The organism is Pseudomonas sp. TZ252, assembly GCF_056110345.1.
Window position 1 is genome coordinate 508,144 of sequence record NZ_CM148566.1, and the last position, 17,230, is coordinate 525,373.

Annotated in this window: 12 protein-coding genes; 5 read left to right on the forward strand and 7 right to left on the reverse strand. The window is 65.8% G+C overall.

Translation table 11 applies throughout. The features are described from left to right. Window positions 1-4: 4 nt before the first annotated feature. The 7 genes from mazG to pirR all read right to left on the reverse strand — a co-directional run bounded on the left by mazG (window position 5) and on the right by pirR (window position 10,298). Window positions 5-835 (reverse strand): nucleoside triphosphate pyrophosphohydrolase, encoded by an 831-nt coding sequence (mazG, locus tag ACYAF3_RS02460; RefSeq protein WP_003086045.1) that lies wholly within the window; start codon window positions 833-835, stop codon window positions 5-7. A 104-nt stretch (window positions 836-939) separates the two neighbouring features. Beyond that, window positions 940-3,183, reverse strand: a complete 2,244-nt coding sequence (gene relA / locus ACYAF3_RS02465) for a GTP diphosphokinase (RefSeq protein ID WP_003086042.1) — start codon at window positions 3,181-3,183, stop codon at window positions 940-942. 84 nt (window positions 3,184-3,267) lie between these two features. Next, complete coding sequence (gene rlmD, locus ACYAF3_RS02470; RefSeq protein WP_003102417.1) at window positions 3,268-4,620, reverse strand: 23S rRNA (uracil(1939)-C(5))-methyltransferase RlmD; 1,353 nt, start codon at window positions 4,618-4,620, stop codon at window positions 3,268-3,270. An 8-nt stretch (window positions 4,621-4,628) separates the two neighbouring features. Then, window positions 4,629-5,528 (reverse strand): cysteine synthase B, encoded by a 900-nt coding sequence (cysM, locus tag ACYAF3_RS02475; RefSeq protein ID WP_003102419.1) that lies wholly within the window; start codon window positions 5,526-5,528, stop codon window positions 4,629-4,631. A 249-nt stretch (window positions 5,529-5,777) separates the two neighbouring features. Beyond that, complete coding sequence (gene pirA / locus ACYAF3_RS02480; RefSeq protein WP_003117107.1) at window positions 5,778-8,006, reverse strand: TonB-dependent siderophore receptor PirA; 2,229 nt, start codon at window positions 8,004-8,006, stop codon at window positions 5,778-5,780. Window positions 8,007-8,241: 235 nt separating this feature from the next. Next, window positions 8,242-9,579 carry a sensor histidine kinase PirS gene (pirS, locus tag ACYAF3_RS02485; protein ID WP_073658460.1) on the reverse strand — a complete coding sequence of 446 codons (1,338 nt, stop codon included), beginning with the start codon at window positions 9,577-9,579 and terminating at the stop codon, window positions 8,242-8,244. Continuing rightward, window positions 9,579-10,298 (reverse strand): response regulator transcription factor PirR, encoded by a 720-nt coding sequence (gene pirR, locus ACYAF3_RS02490; RefSeq protein WP_003102425.1) that lies wholly within the window; start codon window positions 10,296-10,298, stop codon window positions 9,579-9,581. Before pirR ends, pirS begins: the two co-directional genes overlap by 1 nt. A gap of 185 nt (window positions 10,299-10,483) precedes the next feature. On the opposite strand from pirR, the gene gacS reads away from it, so the two are divergent. The 5 genes from gacS to ACYAF3_RS02515 all read left to right on the forward strand — a co-directional run bounded on the left by gacS (window position 10,484) and on the right by ACYAF3_RS02515 (window position 17,230). Continuing rightward, window positions 10,484-13,261, forward strand: coding sequence for a two-component system sensor histidine kinase GacS (gene gacS / locus ACYAF3_RS02495; protein WP_003102426.1), 2,778 nt, complete (start codon window positions 10,484-10,486; stop codon window positions 13,259-13,261). A gap of 2 nt (window positions 13,262-13,263) precedes the next feature. Further along, on the forward strand, window positions 13,264-14,253 hold the full coding sequence (locus ACYAF3_RS02500; protein WP_003112591.1) for a 2-hydroxyacid dehydrogenase: 990 nt from the start codon (window positions 13,264-13,266) through the stop codon (window positions 14,251-14,253). A 35-nt stretch (window positions 14,254-14,288) separates the two neighbouring features. Then, on the forward strand, window positions 14,289-14,714 hold the full coding sequence (locus ACYAF3_RS02505; protein ID WP_003112592.1) for a hypothetical protein: 426 nt from the start codon (window positions 14,289-14,291) through the stop codon (window positions 14,712-14,714). A gap of 67 nt (window positions 14,715-14,781) precedes the next feature. Further along, complete coding sequence (locus tag ACYAF3_RS02510; protein WP_003086021.1) at window positions 14,782-15,189, forward strand: META domain-containing protein; 408 nt, start codon at window positions 14,782-14,784, stop codon at window positions 15,187-15,189. Window positions 15,190-15,301: 112 nt separating this feature from the next. Further along, window positions 15,302-17,230, forward strand: coding sequence for a sulfatase-like hydrolase/transferase (locus tag ACYAF3_RS02515; RefSeq protein ID WP_474727349.1), 1,929 nt, complete (start codon window positions 15,302-15,304; stop codon window positions 17,228-17,230).

A 17,230-nucleotide genomic window follows, 5' to 3' on the forward strand; every position in this document is an offset into this window, starting at 1 on the left:
CCCATTAACAGCCGGGCGCGCTCCTCTCCGCTTTCTTAGCCTCGCCCCAGAGGCTGTCCAGTTCCTCCAGCGAACACTCTTCGGCTTTCCGGCCGGCTTCGCGCAGGTTCCGCTCGATGAACCGGAATCGCCGCTCGAACTTGCCGTTGGCCTGGCGCAGAGCAGCCTCCGGATCGACCTTGAGATGCCGGGCCAGGTTGACCACGACGAACAGCAGGTCGCCAACCTCCTCGCCCACGGCACCCTCGTCACCCTCTGCCATCGCCTCGAGGACTTCGTCCAGCTCCTCGCGAACCTTGTCCACCACCGGCAGCGCTTCCGGCCAGTCGAAGCCGACCTGCGCCGCGCGCTTCTGCAGCTTCGCCGCCCGTGACAACGCCGGCAGGGCAACAGGAACGTCATCCAGCAGCGACAACTGCTGCGGCTCCTTGGCCTTGGCGGCACGCTCCTCGGCCTTCAGTTCTTCCCAGCGCTGCTTGACCGCCGCTTCGGCCAGCTTCGCCGCATCGGGCTTGCCATAGAGATCGCCATCGAGGAATACGTGGGGATGTCGACGGATCAGCTTGCGGGTGATGCCGTCCACCACCTCGTCGAAAGCGAAGCGATCCTCTTCGCGAGCCAACTGGCTGTAATAGACCACCTGGAACAGCAGGTCGCCCAGTTCCTCGCGCAATTGCGGGAAATCCCCCTGTTCTATGGCGTCCGCTACTTCGTAGGCTTCTTCCAGGGTGTGCGGGACGATGGTCGCGTAGCTCTGCTGGAGATCCCAGGGGCAGCCGAATTCGGGATCGCGCAGGCGCGCCATGAGGTGGAGCAGGTCGTCGAGTCGGTACATGGGTATCTCGGGTCTTCAGTGAACGGTCCGGGCATTCTGCCCTTTCCGGAAACGAAAAGGCCACGGGCAGCCTGCGAGCGCCCGTGGCCTGTTTCCGCCTCGCCTCAAGGCGTACGGTTGCGCCGCGCCTCGATGATGTTGGGCAGTTGCGAGACGCGCGCCAGCAGGCGTCCAAGAGCGTCCAGACCGGGAATCTCGATGGTCAGTTGCATGGTCGCGGTGTTGTCTTCCTTGTTCGAACGGGTATTCACCGCCAGAACGTTGATCCGCTCGTTGAGCAGCACCTGGGACACGTCGCGCAACAGGCCGGAACGATCATAGGCACGGATCGCGATATCCACCGGATAGGTGCGAACCGGCTCCGGCCCCCAGCTGACCTGGATCATCCGCTCCGGTTCGCGTCCCGCCAGTTGCAGCGCGGTGGCGCAATCCTGGCGGTGGATGGTGACCCCACGGCCCAGCGTGATGTAGCCGACGATGGGATCTCCCGGCAGCGGCTGGCAGCAGCCGGCCATCTGCGTCAGGAGATTGCCGACACCCTGGATCTGCACGTCGCCGCGCTTGCCGTGGCCGATCTTGCTCGGCTTGCGCGGGATCAGTTCGAGTTGCTCGCTGTCGCGGTCCGGCTCGACCAGTTGCTGGGCATAGTTGACCAGGTGCGCCAAGCGCAGGTCGCCGGCGCCGAGAGCGGCGAACATATCCTCGGCGGTACGCACGTTGGCCTTCTCCGCCAGCCGGTCGAAATCCACCGGCGGCAGCGCCAGGCGCGACAGCTCGCGTTCGATCAGGGCCTTGCCGGCAGCGACGTTCTGGTCCCGCGCCTGCAGCTTGAACCAGTGGACGATCTTCGCCCGCGCCCGGGAGGTGGTGACGTAGCCCAGGTTGCTGTTCAGCCAGTCGCGGCTCGGACCGCTGTGCTTGCCGGTGATGATCTCGACCTGCTCGCCGGTCTGCAGGCTGTAGTTCAGCGGCACGATGCGTCCGTTGATCTTCGCCCCGCGGCAGTTGTGCCCGACTTCAGTGTGGACCCGATAGGCGAAATCCAGCGGGGTCGCGCCCTTGGGCAGGTCGATGGCATGGCCGTCGGGAGTGAAGACGTAGACCCTGTCCGGCTCGATATCGACCCGCAGTTGCTCCGCCAGGCCACCGATGTCGCCCAGTTCCTCGTGCCATTCGAGCACCTGGCGCAGCCAGGAGATCTTTTCCTCGTAATGGTTGGAGCTGGCCTTGACGTCGGTCCCCTTGTAGCGCCAGTGCGCGCAGACTCCGAGCTCCGCCTCTTCGTGCATGGAGTGGGTACGGATCTGTACTTCCAGCACCTTCCCCTCGGGGCCGATCACTGCGGTATGCAGCGAGCGATAGCCGTTTTCCTTGGGGTTGGCGATGTAGTCGTCGAATTCCTTGGGAATGTGCCGCCAGAGGGTATGCACGATGCCCAGCGCGGTGTAGCAGTCGCGCATCTCCGGAACGAGCACGCGCACGGCGCGAACGTCGTAGATCTGGCTGAAGTCCAGGCCCTTGCGCTGCATCTTGCGCCAGATCGAATAGATGTGTTTCGCCCGTCCGCTGAGATCGGCCTGTACGCCGGTGGCCGCGAGAGCTTCCTTCAACTGGCTCATCACGTTGGCGATGTACTGCTCGCGATCCAGCCGGCGCTCGTGCAGCAGCTTGGCGATCTGCTTGTACTGGTCGGGCTCGAGGTAACGGAAGGACAGGTCCTCCAGCTCCCACTTGATATGCCCGATGCCCAGGCGGTGGGCCAGCGGCGCGTAGATATCGAAGACTTCCCGGGCGACGCGGTGGCGCTTTTCCTCGTCGGCGTTCTTCACCGCGCGAATGGCGCAGGTGCGCTCGGCCAGCTTGATCAGGGCGACGCGAACGTCGTCGACCATCGCCACCAGCATCTTGCGCAGGTTCTCCACCTGCGCCTGGGTACCCAGCACCATGGAATGGCGCGGATTGAGGCTGGCGCTGATCGCGGCCATGCGCAGCACGCCCTCGATCAGCTTGGCCACCACCGGCCCGAAATGCTTGTTGACCGCTTCCAGGGTGATCTTGCCTTCCCGCACGCCTCGATAGATGACCGCGGCGACCAGGGACTCCTGATCCAGCTTGAGATCCGCGAGGATCTCGGCGATTTCCAGTCCGGTCTGGAAGCTGGACGTGCCTTCCGCCCAGGAGTTCTGTGCGGCGATCGCTCGCTGCTCGGATTCGCGAGCGAACTCGCAAGCCTCCAGCAAGCCCTGACGATCGAGCCCGGGGACGAGGTTCTGGACGTGGTCCAGCCAGGCCTCGAGGTTGATACTGCCGTCGGTGTTGACCGGCTGGTGCGCTCTCACCTGTACCATCTTGCCTACCCTTTACCACGGTGCGCGTAGCCCACCGATGACTGCGCCAGCCTTCGAACGGGCTGGTCGGATTACGCAGGCATCCTAGCCTGCCTCGAACAAAGCCATGGCCTCGACATGTGCGGTCTGCGGAAACATATCGAGGATTCCGGCGCGCTTCAGACGATAGCCCTGCCTGGCCATTTCGCCAGCATCGCGCGCCAGGGTCGCCGGATTGCAGGATACATAGACTACCCTCCGGGCACCCAGAGAACTCATTTCGCGTACCGCCTCGAACGCGCCGTCGCGCGGCGGATCGAGCAGCACAGCGGTAAAACCTTGCTCCGCCCAGGGCGCTTCGGCAAGCGCTTTGGACAGGTCGGCCTGGAAAAAGTGCGCGTTGCCAAGGCCATTGGCCAGCGCGTTGGCGCCTGCCCGCTCGACCATCGCCGCCACGCCCTCCACCCCGACTACCCGCGCCACCCGGCGCGCCAGCGGCAGGGAGAAATTGCCCAGCCCGCAGAACAGGTCGAGGACCCGCTCGTCGGCGGTCGGCGCCAGCCAGTCAAGGGCCTGGCGGATCATCGACTCGTTCACCGGCGCATTGACCTGGACGAAGTCTCCGGGTCGGTATGCCAGAGTCAGTTGCCAGTCACCCAAGGAGTAGCCCAGTTCGGCGGCCGGCTCCACCGGCAAGGGCTGTTCCGCACCTTGCAGCCAGAGCTGGGCCTGGTGTGCGGAGCAGAAAGCGGCCAGGCGCTGGCGATCCTCGTCGACCAGGGCAGTCGTATGCCGCAACAGCAATGCACTGGCCGTGCCATGGAAGAGCTCCACGTGGCCGATGCTTTCCGGCTTGCGGAAGTCCTGCAGAAGAGCAGGCAGGGCACGGGCAATCGTTTGCAAAGGCGGCACCAGGACCAGGCACTCATCGAAGGCGACGATCTCCTGGCTGGCCGAGGCACGGAAGCCGACATCCAGACGCCGCGCCCTGGCATCCCAGCGCACGGCGATCCGAGCGCGGCGCCGATAGCCGAATTCGGGCCCGACCAGAGGGGCGGCCCATTCTTCCGGCTCGATCCCGGCGAAACGCTGCAACTGCTCCTGCAAGGTACGCTGCTTCAGGGCCAACTGCTCGCCGTGTTCCAGGTGCTGCAGGGTGCAGCCGCCGCAGCGACCCGCTACAGTGCAGGGCTCGCGGCGACGCAGGTCGCTACTGCTGAACAGGCGCTCGCTGCGCGCGTCGACCACCTTGCTTCGTGCGCCCAGCACCCGGGCCTCAAGTTCCTCGCCAGGCAGCCCTCCGCTGACGAACCAGGTCATCCCCGCCTCGTGGGCGATACCTCGGCCGTCATGGGCCAGGCGCTCGATGGTCAGGCGCTGCTTCTTGCCTACCGGTATCGCGGGACCGCGCGCACCACCGCTGGGCTGGAAGCGCAGCCCGCCCTTATTTCTGGCCATGGACATGCTCAGCGCGGGTCATAGACGCCGGAAGACAGGTAGCGGTCGCCGCGGTCGCAGATGATCGCCACCAGCACGGCATTCTCCAGTTCGCGGGACAGGCGCAGCATCGCCGCCACCGCCCCACCGGAGGACACGCCGCAGAAGATGCCTTCCTCGCGGGCCAGCCGGCGCATGATGTCCTCGGCTTCGTCCTGGTGCATGTCGACGACCCGGTCGACGCGACTGGCGTCATAGATCTTCGGCAGGTATTCCTGCGGCCAGCGTCGGATTCCCGGGATGGCCGAGCCCTCCATGGGTTGCAGGCCGACGATCTGCACCGCCGGGTTCTGCTCCTTGAGGTAGCGCGAGACGCCCATGATGGTCCCGGTGGTGCCCATGGAGCTGACGAAATGGGTGATGCTGCCGCCGGTCTGCTGCCAGATTTCCGGGCCGGTGCTGTGGTAATGGGCTTCCGGGTTGTCGCCATTGGCGAACTGGTCGAGGACCTTGCCGCGGCCTTCGCGCTGCAGCTTGTCGGCCAGATCGCGCGCGCCCTCCATGCCCTCTTCCTTGCTGACCAGAATGAGCTCGGCGCCATAGGCGGTCATCGCCGCCTTGCGTTCGGCCGTGGAGTTGTCCGGCATGATCAGGATCATCTTGTAACCCTTGATCGCCGCCGCCATGGCCAGGGCGATGCCGGTGTTGCCGGAAGTAGCCTCGATCAGCGTATCGCCGGGGCGGATGTCGCCGCGCAGTTCGGCACGGGTGATCATCGACAGGGCCGGGCGGTCCTTCACCGATCCCGCCGGGTTGTTGCCTTCGAGCTTCACCAGCAGGGTATTGGAGGTTTCCCCGGGAAGGCGCTGCAGACGCACCAGAGGGGTATTGCCAACGCAGTCGGCGATAGTCGGGTACTGCACGGTCATGGAGGCACTCGTTCGGCACTGACGGTAAAGGCTGAGCATGATACCGGGAAACTGGGGCCGGACCCTAGCACCGCAATATCCGGTCATGCATGCCGATTCAGCCGAAAGACCGCCCGAAACGGCATGCGATGCGATGACCAGAGGCGTCCGAAGAGAAAACCTGGCGTTGGACAGCCGATGCCTGACCAACGCCAAAGAAAGGTCCGACAGGCGTTGCGCCTGCCGGTGAAAGCGCGTTGGCCGCGGCGATCAGAACGAGGTGGTCATCGAAACGTAGTAGGCGCGACCCGGCTCGTTGTAGGTTGCCGCGCCGGCGTCGAAGGAGTTGCCCTGGCGGTACAGGCGCTTGTCGAAGAGGTTGCTTACCCCGCCCCGTACGCTCAGGTTCTCGCTGAAGGTGTAGCCGGCGCTGACGCCCCAGATGCCATAGGTACCCACCTCTTTTCGCGAGACCACCGGCGTGTTGCGGCTGGTGCCATGCTTCGGCGGCTCCTGGCGGCCGTAGATGGTGCTGGTCAGTTGGGTGGAAAGACGCTCGCTGGCCTGCCAGTCCAGGGTCGAGTTCAGGGTGTACTCGGGGATCACCGAAAGCGGGTTGCCGGTGTCCTTGTCCTTGGATTGCAGCATATAGGTCAGGTTGGTGCTCCAGCTCAGGTCCTCGTGCAGGGGGACCAGCAGGTTGCCTTCCAGGCCCTCGACCACTGCTTTCTTCGCGTTGCTCCATTGCAGGATGTTGTTACCGGTCCCGGTCTGTCCCATGACATCCAGCGGCGCGACGATCTTGTTCTTGTAGTCGTTGCGGAAGTAGGTGAGCCCGGCGACCCAGCCATCGCGCCGGAACTCGATGCCCAGTTCCTTGTTTACGCTGGTCTCGGCGTCCAGGTTCTCGTTGCCGACCAGGTAGCAGCCGCCGCTGCTGGTCTGGATCGGGCAACCGTTGCCACGGGTATAGAGCAGGTAGTTCGGGTTGCTCTGGTACAGGTTGGGCGCCTTGAAGGCCCGTGCGATACCGGCCTTGACCGTGAAGTATTCGCCGAGCGTTTGGGAAGCGTTCAGGCTCGGGCTCCAGTTCAGGCCGAAGTCGCTGTGATCGTCCAGGCGCAGCCCGGGGGTGAGCATGGTGCCGGGGCGCAGTTCGATATTGTCTTCCACGTACAGCGCGCGGATCTCCGCCTTGCTTTTCGGGCTTCGCGAGCCGGCCGCGGGGGTCCCCGGCAAGCTATCGCTTCCCACGAAGCCCTGCTTGAGCGAGGACGGGTCGTTGAGGGTTTCCTTGTTCCACTCCGCGCCCACCGTCAGCACCTGCTCGAACAACGCATGCAACGGAAGGTTGAGTTCGCCGCTGAGGCGATAGTTCTCCAGCTTGCTGGTGCTGAACGAACGGTCGGCGCCGATCTGCCCCTCGACGGAACCGGCCAGCCCCTCCTCCAGACGGTTGTTGCGGGTGGAGTCGTACTGGGCGACGAACCTGGAAGTACCGAACGACCAGGTCCCGTTGTGGGTGATGGCGTAGTTCTCGCGATACATGCGGTTGGTCTCCGCACCGTCGTCGGCGAGTCCCTGGGTATTGGCGGTGCCGTTGTTGTTCTGGGTATCGCCGGCATAGATGTTGCCCTGTCGGCTGAAGCCCGCTTCGAAATCGACGACCTGGTCGGGGGTCACCTGCCACGACAGCATCCCGCTGAGATCGCGATTGCGTACCCCTTCGCGTCCGGCCACGGTACGGCTCGGGTTGACGGTATGTCCGAGGTTGATGTCGGTATCGTCCGAATCGGTCTTGTTCGCGCTGCCGTACGCGCGGAAGCTCAAGGCTTCGGTCAGCGGCCCGCTGAGGCTGAAGTTGGCGCGGCGCGTGGCGCCATCCTTGGAGCTTTCCGGAATGTTGGTGAACACCGTCATGGAACCACGCAAACGATCGGTCGGGCGCTTGGTGATGATGTTGACTACCCCGCCCGCCGCGCCGGAACCGTAGCGTGCCGCCGCGGGCCCACGGAGGACCTCGATGCGCTCGACCTCCTCCGGCGGCACCCAGTTGCTGTCGCCGCGGGTGTCGCGTTCGCCGCGCCAGCCGTAGCGCACCGAGTTGCGCGAGCTGACCGGTTTGCCGTCGACCAGGATCAGGGTGTTCTCCGGCCCCATGCCGCGGATGTCGATCTGCCGGTTGTTGCCGCGCTGGCCGCTGGAACTGTTGCCGGTGAGGTTGACCCCGGGCATGGTGCGGATGATCTCGGAGAGATCGTTCACCGGCGGGCGCTTCCTGATGTCCTCGGCGGTGATGATGGACACCCCCGGTGCCTGCTTGAGCTCCTGTTCGGCGGTGCCCAGCACCACCTCGTCACCCAGCTGGACCACCGATTCGGCGCGTTCGTCCAGTTCTTCCAGGCGCTCGTCCTCGGCCAGGGCCTGCCCGCCCAGCAGGCTCGATGAAGCGAAAAGGACGGCAGCGGCGAGATGGCCGCGACGGAATTGGGGGTACATGCGTGACTACTCCTGTCGAGGGAAAACGGGTAGCAGGCGAGCCACGAGGGATACGTTGACGTTTTTTCTGAAGCCTGGGTCGCCGGCGTTGCGCGGGTGACGTCTCGGCACGGGTAGGACAGGGCGCAGACCCGGAACAAGGCCGGCCGAGGAGATCGGCACGGATGATAATCATTCACAAAAGAGAGTAAAGATCATTTACATCTAGACCAAATGTAAAGGTACCTGCGCCTCGCTAGGCAGAAGGCAGCACCAGGCACAGGCGCAGCCCCGGATCGGCGGCTTCCGCCCATAGGCGGCCGCCCTGGAGCACCACGGCGCGACGGGCAATGCTCAGTCCCAGGCCGAAGCCCTTGCCGGTACGTGCCGAAGACAGCCGGGTGAACGGGCGGAAGATGGTCTCCAACTGGTGCTCGGCCACACCCTCGCCCTGGTCTTCCAGGCAAAGCCACCAGCAACTTCCTTCGCGCCGACCATGCAGGCGGATCACGCCGCCTTCCGGCGAATGCCGGATGGCGTTGCGCAGCAGGTTCTCCAGGGCCTGGGCAAGTGCATTGAGGTTGCCACGCACGACACAATCCTCGGGCAGATCGCTGCGGAACCGCTCGGCGGCCCAGCCGCTTTCGAAGCGTGCGTTCTCCACCAGCAGGTCCCATAACGCCGGGATGGAAATGTCCTCCAGCGCCAATACCGGGCGTTCGGTGTCCATCCAGGCCAGCTCCAGGGTGTTGTCCACCAGTTGCTGCATGCCCCGTACCTCCTGCTCCAGGCGCTCGCGCAGGAGCTGCGCGGACAGCGTGCCCTCTGCCGCCACCTGCAGGCGCGCCAGCGGCGTGCGCAGCTCGTGGGAGAGATCGCGGAGCAGTTGGCGCTGCAACACCATGTGCTCGTCGAGTCGCTCGGCCATATGGTCGAACGCCCGCCCCAGATCGCCCAGCTCGTCGCTGCGCCGGCTGATCTCTGCCTGCGTACGCGCCGTCAGGTCGTTGCCGCGCAGGGCATTGGCCTGCGCTCGCAGGCGTCCCAGCGGCACTATCCAGCGCCGATACAGCAACACTCCCAGCAGCAGGGCCAGCCCGGCCGGCACCAGGCCATGGGTGACCAGGCGCTTGGCCGGCGACAAGCCGGGAGGGACGAACTCGGCGGGAAGACGCAGGACCACCCGGCCTTGCTCCGGATGTTCGGGGAAGCGCAGGCTGATGAACGGCCGCGACAACGAGCGGGAGCTCATCGGCCAGTCGACGCCCCGCAGGAAAGTCAGGCGCTCGGCTTCCTCCGTGGTGAGCGGACGACTGCCCAGCGATTGCAGCCGTCCGTCGAGCACGACCACCCAGTCCAGCGCCCGCTGGCGCGGCTCGGCCAGCCAACGGTCGATGCCCTCGCGGCCATCGTCGAGCCAGGCACGTTCGGCTCGCCGCGCATAATCCGCCAAGGCGGAGCGGGCTTCGGCGGACAGGTAGTAACCCTTCAGTTCGGCGCTGCGTCCCCAGGTCCAGGACAGCCATACCGATAGCAGGAAGAACGCCACCAGCACCAGGGCCAGGCGCCAGAACAGCGAATGACGGTTGGGCATCATGGCGCCGGTGTCAGGACGTAACCCTTGCCCCAGACGGTATGCAACTGGTGACCGGCGTAACCGAGGCGTTGCAGCTTGCGCCGCAGGTGACTGACGTGCATGTCCAGGCTGCGATCATGCTGGGTATGACCGCGGTGCAGGACATGCTGGTAAAGGAAGGCCTTGGTCAGGGTCTCGCCTTCCGCGGCGAGGAAGGTTTCCAGCAGGCGGTATTCGGTCGGCGTCAGGCCGGCGAACCGCTCGCCAAGGCTGACATCGCAGACATCGGCAGAGAATTGCAGCGAGGGCCGCGCCAGCGGTTCGGCGCAGCGGCCCGGCGCGCCCCCCCGCTCCAGGGCGATCCGACGCAGGATGGCATCGATGCGTACCCGCAGCTCGGCCAGGCTGAAAGGCTTCGGCAGATAATCGTCGGCGCCCTGGCTGAACCCGGCGATGCGGTCCTGCTCGGCGCCCAGGGCTGACATCAGGATCACCGGCAGCGCCTGCTCCTGGCGGAGTTGGCGAAGAATCTCGAGGCCATCGCGCCCGGGCAGCATGATGTCCATCAGGATCAGGTCATAGCCGCCGCTGCGCGCAGCCGCCAACCCCTCTTCCCCGTCTCGGCACCAGGTCACCTCGAAACCGCTGCCATTGAGGTGCTGGAACAGATGTGCGCCCAGTGTCGGATCGTCCTCGATGGCCAGCAGTCGGGGGTCGGGCGTCAGGGATGGGAACATGGCAGACAAATAAGATTGATTAGCAATCGTGCCAGTATTCACGATCTTTCCGCTTCGTCGCAAGCCGAATCCGCCGGGCTGCGCACATCGGTGCAGATTCCCCTTCCGCGACCCGCTAAACTGCGCGGGGTAAACGTATGGCCGGGGAGCGTCGGCCATCCCGATCTGGCTCGACGGAGAGACGTGTGTTCAAGGATCTCGGCATCAAGGGGCGCGTACTGCTGCTCACCCTGCTCCCCACCAGCCTGCTGGCGATGGTGCTTGGCGGTTACTTCACCTGGGTCCAGCTGTCCGACATGCGCGCCCAGTTGATCGAGCGCGGGCAACTGATCGCCGAACAACTGGCGCCGCTGGCCGCCACCGCGCTGGCGCGAAAGGATACCGCCGTGCTCAACCGCATCGCCAACGAGGCGCTGGACCAACCGGACGTGCGCGCGGTGACCTTCCTCGACGCCCGCCAGGAACGCCTCGCCCATGCCGGGCCAAGCATGCTCACCGTCGCCCCGGCCGGCGACGCCAGCCATCTGAGCATGTCCACCGAACTGGACACCACGCACTTCCTGCTACCGGTTCTTGGCCGCCACCACAGCCTGTCCGGCGCCACCGAGCCTGACGACGAGCGCGTACTCGGCTGGGTCGAACTGGAACTGTCGCACCACGGGACTCTGCTGCGCGGATATCGCAGCCTGTTCACCAGCCTCTTGCTGATCGCCGCCGGCCTCGGCGTCACCGCCCTCCTCGCCCTGCGCATGAGCCGCGCGATCAACGCGCCGCTGGAACTGATCAGCCAGGGCGTCGCCCAGCTCAAGGAAGGCCGCATGGAAACCCGCCTGCCACCGATGGGCAGCAACGAGCTGGACGAACTGGCCTCCGGCATCAACCGCATGGCGGAAACGCTGCAGAGCGCCCAGGAGGAAATGCAGCACAACATCGACCAGGCCACCGAGGACGTACGGCAGAACCTGGAAACCATCGAGATCCAGAACATCGAGCTGGACCTGGCGCGCAAGGAGGCCCTGGAGGCGAGCAGGATCAAGTCCGAGTTCCTCGCCAACATGAGCCACGAGATCCGCACCCCGCTCAACGGCATCCTCGGTTTCACCAACCTGCTGCAGAAGAGCGAGCTCAGCCCGCGCCAGCAGGACTACCTCACGACCATCCAGAAATCGGCGGAAAGCCTGCTGGGGATCATCAACGAGATTCTCGATTTCTCGAAGATCGAGGCCGGCAAGCTGGTTCTGGAAAACCTCCCTTTCAATCTCCGCGACCTGATCCAGGACGCCCTGACCATGCTGGCTCCGGCCGCCCACGAGAAGCAACTGGAACTGGTCAGCCTGGTCTACCGGGATACCCCGATCCAATTGCAGGGCGACCCGCAGCGGCTGAAGCAGATCCTCACCAACCTGGTCGGCAACGCCATCAAGTTCACCCAGGGCGGCACCGTCGCCGTACGCGCCATGCTCGAGGACGAAAGCGACGACCGCGCGCAGCTGCGGATCAGCGTCCAGGACACCGGTATAGGCCTCTCCGAGGAAGACCAGCAAGCCTTGTTCAAGGCCTTCAGCCAGGCCGACAACTCACTGTCGCGGCAAGCCGGTGGCACCGGCCTGGGCCTGGTGATCTCCAAGCGCCTGATCGAGCAGATGGGCGGCGAGATCGGCGTCGACAGTACGCCTGGGGAAGGCGCCGAGTTCTGGATCAGCCTGAGTCTGCCGAAAAGTCGCGACGACAACGAGGAGCCGGGCGCCTCCTGGGCCGCGGGCCAACGCGTGGCGCTGCTCGAACCGCAGGAACTGACGCGCCGCTCGCTGCACCACCAGCTCACCGACTTCGGCCTGGAAGTGAGCGAATTCGCCGACCTCGACAGCCTCCAGGAAAGCCTGCGCAACCCGCCGCCCGGCCAGTTGCCGATCAGCCTGGCGGTGCTCGGCGTCTCGGCCGCGATCCATCCGCCGGAAGAGCTGAGCCAGTCGTTCTGGGAATTCGAACGGCTCGGCTGCAAGACCCTGGTGCTCTGCCCGACCACCGAGCAGGCGCAATACCACGCGACCCTGCCCGACGAACAGGTCGAGGCCAAGCCCGCCTGCACCCGCAAGCTGCAACGCAAGCTGCAGGAGTTGCTTCAAGTCCGCCCGACGCGCAGCGACAAGCCCCACGCCATGGTTTCCGGACGGCCGCCACGGCTGCTATGCGTCGACGACAACCCGGCCAACCTGCTGCTGGTGCAGACCCTGCTCAGCGACCTCGGCGCCCAGGTCACCGCGGTGGACAGCGGCTACGCGGCCCTCGAGGTAGTGCAGCGCGAGCGCTTCGACCTGGTCTTCATGGACGTGCAGATGCCCGGCATGGACGGCCGCCAGGCCACCGAGGCGATCCGCCGCTGGGAGGCCGAGCGGGAAGTCAGCCCGGTGCCGGTGATCGCGCTCACCGCACATGCGCTTTCCAACGAGAAGCGCGCATTGCTGCAGGCCGGCATGGACGACTACCTGACCAAGCCGATCGACGAGCAGCAATTGGCCCAGGTAGTGCTGAAGTGGACCGGACTGAGCCTGGGCCAGTCGCTGGCCAGCATGAGCCGTGCGCCGCAGCTCGGCCAGTTGAGCGTGCTCGACCCCGAGGAAGGGCTGCGCCTGGCCGCCGGCAAGGCCGACCTCGCCGCCGACATGCTGGCGATGCTGCTGGCCTCGCTGGCGGCGGACCGCCAGGCGATTCGCCAGGCCCGCGACAACGACGACCGCACCGCTTTGCTCGAGAGGGTCCACCGGCTGCATGGCGCCACTCGCTACTGTGGCGTGCCGCAGTTGCGCGCGGCCTGCCAGACCAGCGAAACCCTGCTCAAGCAGAACGATCCGGCGGCGGCCGCGGCCCTGGACGAGCTGGACAAGGCCATCGAGGCCCTGGCCGACACTGCCTCGGCCACCACCCACCTGTCCTCCACCAGCCTCGACTCCAGCGAACTCTGACCATGCGCATCCTGTTCTTCAGCAGCCAGGCCTACGACAGCGAGAGCTTCCAGGCCAGCAACCACCGGCACGGCTTCGAACTGCACTTCCAGCAGGCCCACCTGCAGGCGGACACGGCGGTCCTCGCCCAGGGCTTCGAAGTAGTCTGCGCCTTCGTCAACGACGACCTCTCGCGGCCGGTGCTGGAACGCCTGGCGGCCGGCGGCACGCGCCTGGTCGCCCTGCGCTCGGCCGGCTACAACCACGTCGACCTGGCCGCCGCCGAAGCGCTCGGCCTGCCGGTGGTGCACGTCCCGGCCTATTCGCCGCACGCTGTCGCCGAGCACGCGGTCGGCCTGATCCTGACGCTCAACCGGCGCCTGCACCGCGCCTACAACCGGACCCGCGAGGGCGATTTCTCGCTGCATGGGCTGACCGGCTTCGACCTCCACGGCAAACGCGTCGGAGTGATCGGCACCGGACAGATCGGCGAGACCTTCGCCCGCATCATGGCCGGCTTCGGCTGCGAGCTGCTGGCCTACGATCCCTATCCCAATCCGCGCATCCAAGCACTCGGCGGCCGCTACCTGGCGCTCGACGCCCTGCTCGCCGAGTCCGACATCGTCAGCCTGCATTGCCCGCTGACCGCCGACACCCGCCACCTCATCGACGCGCAGCGCCTGGCGACGATGAAACCCGGCGCGATGCTGATCAATACCGGCCGTGGCGCCCTGGTGAACGCCGCGGCGCTGATCGAGGCGCTGAAGAGCGGACAACTGGGCTACCTCGGCCTCGATGTCTATGAAGAGGAAGCGGATATCTTTTTCGAGGATCGCTCCGACCAGCCCCTGCAGGATGACGTGCTGGCACGCCTGCTGAGCTTCCCCAACGTGGTGGTGACTGCCCACCAGGCCTTCCTTACCCGCGAGGCGCTGGCGGCGATCGCCGACACCACCCTGGACAACATCGCCGCCTGGCAGGACGGGACGCCGCGCAATCGGGTCCGGGCCTGATGGCGTGGTAGCATGCGCGGCTGATTGGAGGCTCCATGGCTGAACACGATTTCCGTTACACCCTGCTCAACCCGCAATACACCCTCAACGAATGCCGCGCGCTCTCCCCGGGGCGCTACCAGGTCACCGGCACCGGCGGCTCGATCAAGGCCGACGACGTGCTGCTGGTCAGCCTCAAGGGCAGCAAGACCCTGAGCATGCGCCTGACCGTGGAAAAGGTCCGCCACCTGATCAACCCGCCCGGCCAGTGGCTGGCTGTCGCCCGCGGCCCGGCATTCCGCGAACTGGCGATCCATACCTGGCAGGTCGACTGCGACCAGTGCCAGGCTCGTCTCGACTTCGAGTTCGCCGTGGACGCCAGTCTCGGTCGCAAGGCCCTGGCGCCGGCCGCCGAAGAGCGCATTCACGAACTGGGCTGGCGCAGCCGCGAAGGCAAGCACCTGTGCCCGAAATGCCAGTAGGGCGAACGCTCCGTCCGACCGACGGTCTGTGAACTATCGCCCGTACGAAATGCGCAAAGGAAACGCCATGAAACCCTCTCTCGCCCTCTTCGCCTCCACCGCCCTGGTACTGGGCGGTTGCGCCAGCCAGGAGACCACCCTGGAAACCGAGCAGGCCTACCAGGTCGACTGGGTCGGCGCACAACCGACGATGGACTACAGCCACATCAGCCTGACCTTCGACGGCCAGGGCCGTGCCTTCGGCAACGGCGGCTGCAACCACTGGTTCGCCAGCTACACCTTGCAGGACGACCTCCTTCAGTTCGGCGCCATCGGCAGCACCCGCCGCCTGTGCGCGGCGGAGATCATGGAGCAGGAACGGCGCTTCCTGGCCCTGCTGCAGAGCGTCCAGCACTGGGACATTTCGCCGTCCGACGAGCTGCGCCTGTGGCCGGCCGAAGGCAAGCCGCTGCGCCTGGTCCCCGAGCACGACTGAAGCCTGAAGCGGCGCTACCCGGCGCCGCCCGTTTACATTTTTTTGACATCCATTTCATTCCCGCTTGACCACCACGTCCCTAGGCTTCCGCATCCTCGCCCGGAGACGCTTGATGTTCGCCCCACCCAGCACCGAGACACTCAACCGCTTCTTTCTGTTGTCGTGGCTGGTGGTGCTCTGGCAGGTGCTGCGCCTGCAGGACGGGATCGTCTTCGACGACGCCTGGCTGCCGCTCTGGAGCGTCGCTGCCAGCCTGAGCTACGCCTTCCTTTATATAGTCCCGGTGTACCTCGCCTGCCGACTGCTCCTGCATTTCCATGATCGCCTTCCCGTGCGCCTCAGTCCGTGGCTGGCAGGCGTGCTGGCCATCGTCGGCAGCGCGGCGGTACAGATACTGCTCTACGCCGACCGCACCCTCTACGACCTGTACGGATTCCACCTCAACGGTTTCAGCATCGGCCTGCTGGTCTCGCCCGGCGGCCTCTCCAGCCTCGGCAGCGGCGACGGCACCCTGCTCAGCGCAAGCCTGGCGGCCCTGGCCCTGCTCTGTCTGCAGGTGCTGCTGTACAGCGCCTGCCAGGTCAGCCGCGAACGCCTTCCCGCGCTCCCTCGGCGCGCCTGGCGCTACCTGTTGGCGGCCTTCCTCTGCCTGGCCCTGGGCGAACGCCTGGCCTATGCGTTCAGCTCCCTGCGCGACTACCGGCCGATCCTGCTGGCCAGCGAACGCTATCCGCGTTACCTGCCATTGACCGTCCGCAGCCTGGCGCGAAGCCTGGGCATCCAGCCGACGCCCACCCAGCGCGAGCTGCTCCAGCAGCAGAGCGACCTGCACTATCCGCTCCGGCCGCTGGAGATCAGCGCCCCGGCGCACCCATTGAACATCGTCTGGATCGTCGCCGAGTCGCTCCGCGGGGACATGCTCGATCCGCGCTACATGCCCAGGCTGTGGGACTTCTCCAACCGGGCGATCCGCCTGGACAACCACTACAGCAGCGGCAACCTGACCCAGATGGGCGTCTTCGGCATGTTCTACGGGCTGCACGGCGGCTACTGGGACGCCGTGCTGAAGGCCGGCCAGCCGCCGGTGCTCATGGAGGTACTCAGGCAGCAGAACTACCAGTTCCGGATCAATGCCGCGCAACGTTTCAGCTATCCGCCCTTCGACCGCAGCGTGTTCGTCAACCTGCGCCCCCAGGACCTGCACGTGCTGGATAGCCCGGAGCCTGCCTGGCAGCGCGACGCCCGGAACACCGACGACCTGCTGCGCTTCGTCGATCGCCGACTACCCGACCGGCCGTTCTTCGCCTGCCTGTTCCTCGAGTCGAGCCACGCCAACTACAGCTTCCGCGACGAGACCGCGAAAATCCGCCCCTATCTGGTCAACTTCAACTACCTGACCACCGATTTCCAGGCGCAGATGCCGCTGATCAAGAACCGCTACCTGAATGCCGTGCGCGAAGTCGATACACAGATCGGCCGCCTGCTGCAGCACCTGGAAAACCAGCACCTGCTGGAAAACACCGCGGTAGTGGTGCTCGGCGACCATGGGGAAGAGTTCATGGAACGCTCGCGCTGGGGCCACAATACCGAGTTCAATCGCTACCAGACCGGCACCGTCGCCGTGCTGAGCATTCCCGGACAGGCGCCCCGTGCCGTCCGCGGCATCACCAGCCACATCGACCTGCCCGCAACGCTCCTGCCGCTGCTGGGCGTACGCAATCCGCCCCGCGACTACTCGCTGGGACAGGACCTGCTCGCAGCGGACTACCATCGCGACTATGCGGTGAGCGCCGATACCACGCGCATCGCCTACCTGGGCGAAGGCTTCAAGGTGAGCTTCCCACTGCGTGGCGCGGACCGTCACCACGGTCCGGTGAGCGATGGCGACGACCGCCCGCTCGACGTGGAACAACAGGAAGCCATACGCGGCCCACTCCGTGCAGCACGCCTGGAACTGCTGCAGGATCTCGGCCGCTTCAGCGCCTTGCCGGTAGGGGAAGAGCCGTCGCCGCGGAACCTCGCGACTTCGTTGAGGCCATGA

Excerpts from the sequence above, each read along its gene's own strand:
- mazG (WP_003086045.1), bottom strand. The coding sequence starts at position 835 with ATGTACCGACTCGACGACCTGCTCCACCTCATGGCGCGCCTGCGCGAT.
- relA (WP_003086042.1), bottom strand. The coding sequence starts at position 3,183 with ATGGTACAGGTGAGAGCGCACCAGCCGGTCAACACCGACGGCAGTATC.
- rlmD (WP_003102417.1), bottom strand. The coding sequence starts at position 4,620 with ATGGCCAGAAATAAGGGCGGGCTGCGCTTCCAGCCCAGCGGTGGTGCG.
- cysM (WP_003102419.1), bottom strand. The coding sequence starts at position 5,528 with ATGACCGTGCAGTACCCGACTATCGCCGACTGCGTTGGCAATACCCCT.
- pirA (WP_003117107.1), bottom strand. The coding sequence starts at position 8,006 with ATGTACCCCCAATTCCGTCGCGGCCATCTCGCCGCTGCCGTCCTTTTC.
- pirS (WP_073658460.1), bottom strand. The coding sequence starts at position 9,579 with ATGCCCAACCGTCATTCGCTGTTCTGGCGCCTGGCCCTGGTGCTGGTG.
- pirR (WP_003102425.1), bottom strand. The coding sequence starts at position 10,298 with ATGTTCCCATCCCTGACGCCCGACCCCCGACTGCTGGCCATCGAGGAC.
- ACYAF3_RS02500 (WP_003112591.1), top strand. The coding sequence starts at position 13,264 with ATGCGCATCCTGTTCTTCAGCAGCCAGGCCTACGACAGCGAGAGCTTC.
- ACYAF3_RS02505 (WP_003112592.1), top strand. The coding sequence starts at position 14,289 with ATGGCTGAACACGATTTCCGTTACACCCTGCTCAACCCGCAATACACC.
- ACYAF3_RS02510 (WP_003086021.1), top strand. The coding sequence starts at position 14,782 with ATGAAACCCTCTCTCGCCCTCTTCGCCTCCACCGCCCTGGTACTGGGC.
- ACYAF3_RS02515 (WP_474727349.1), top strand. The coding sequence starts at position 15,302 with ATGTTCGCCCCACCCAGCACCGAGACACTCAACCGCTTCTTTCTGTTG.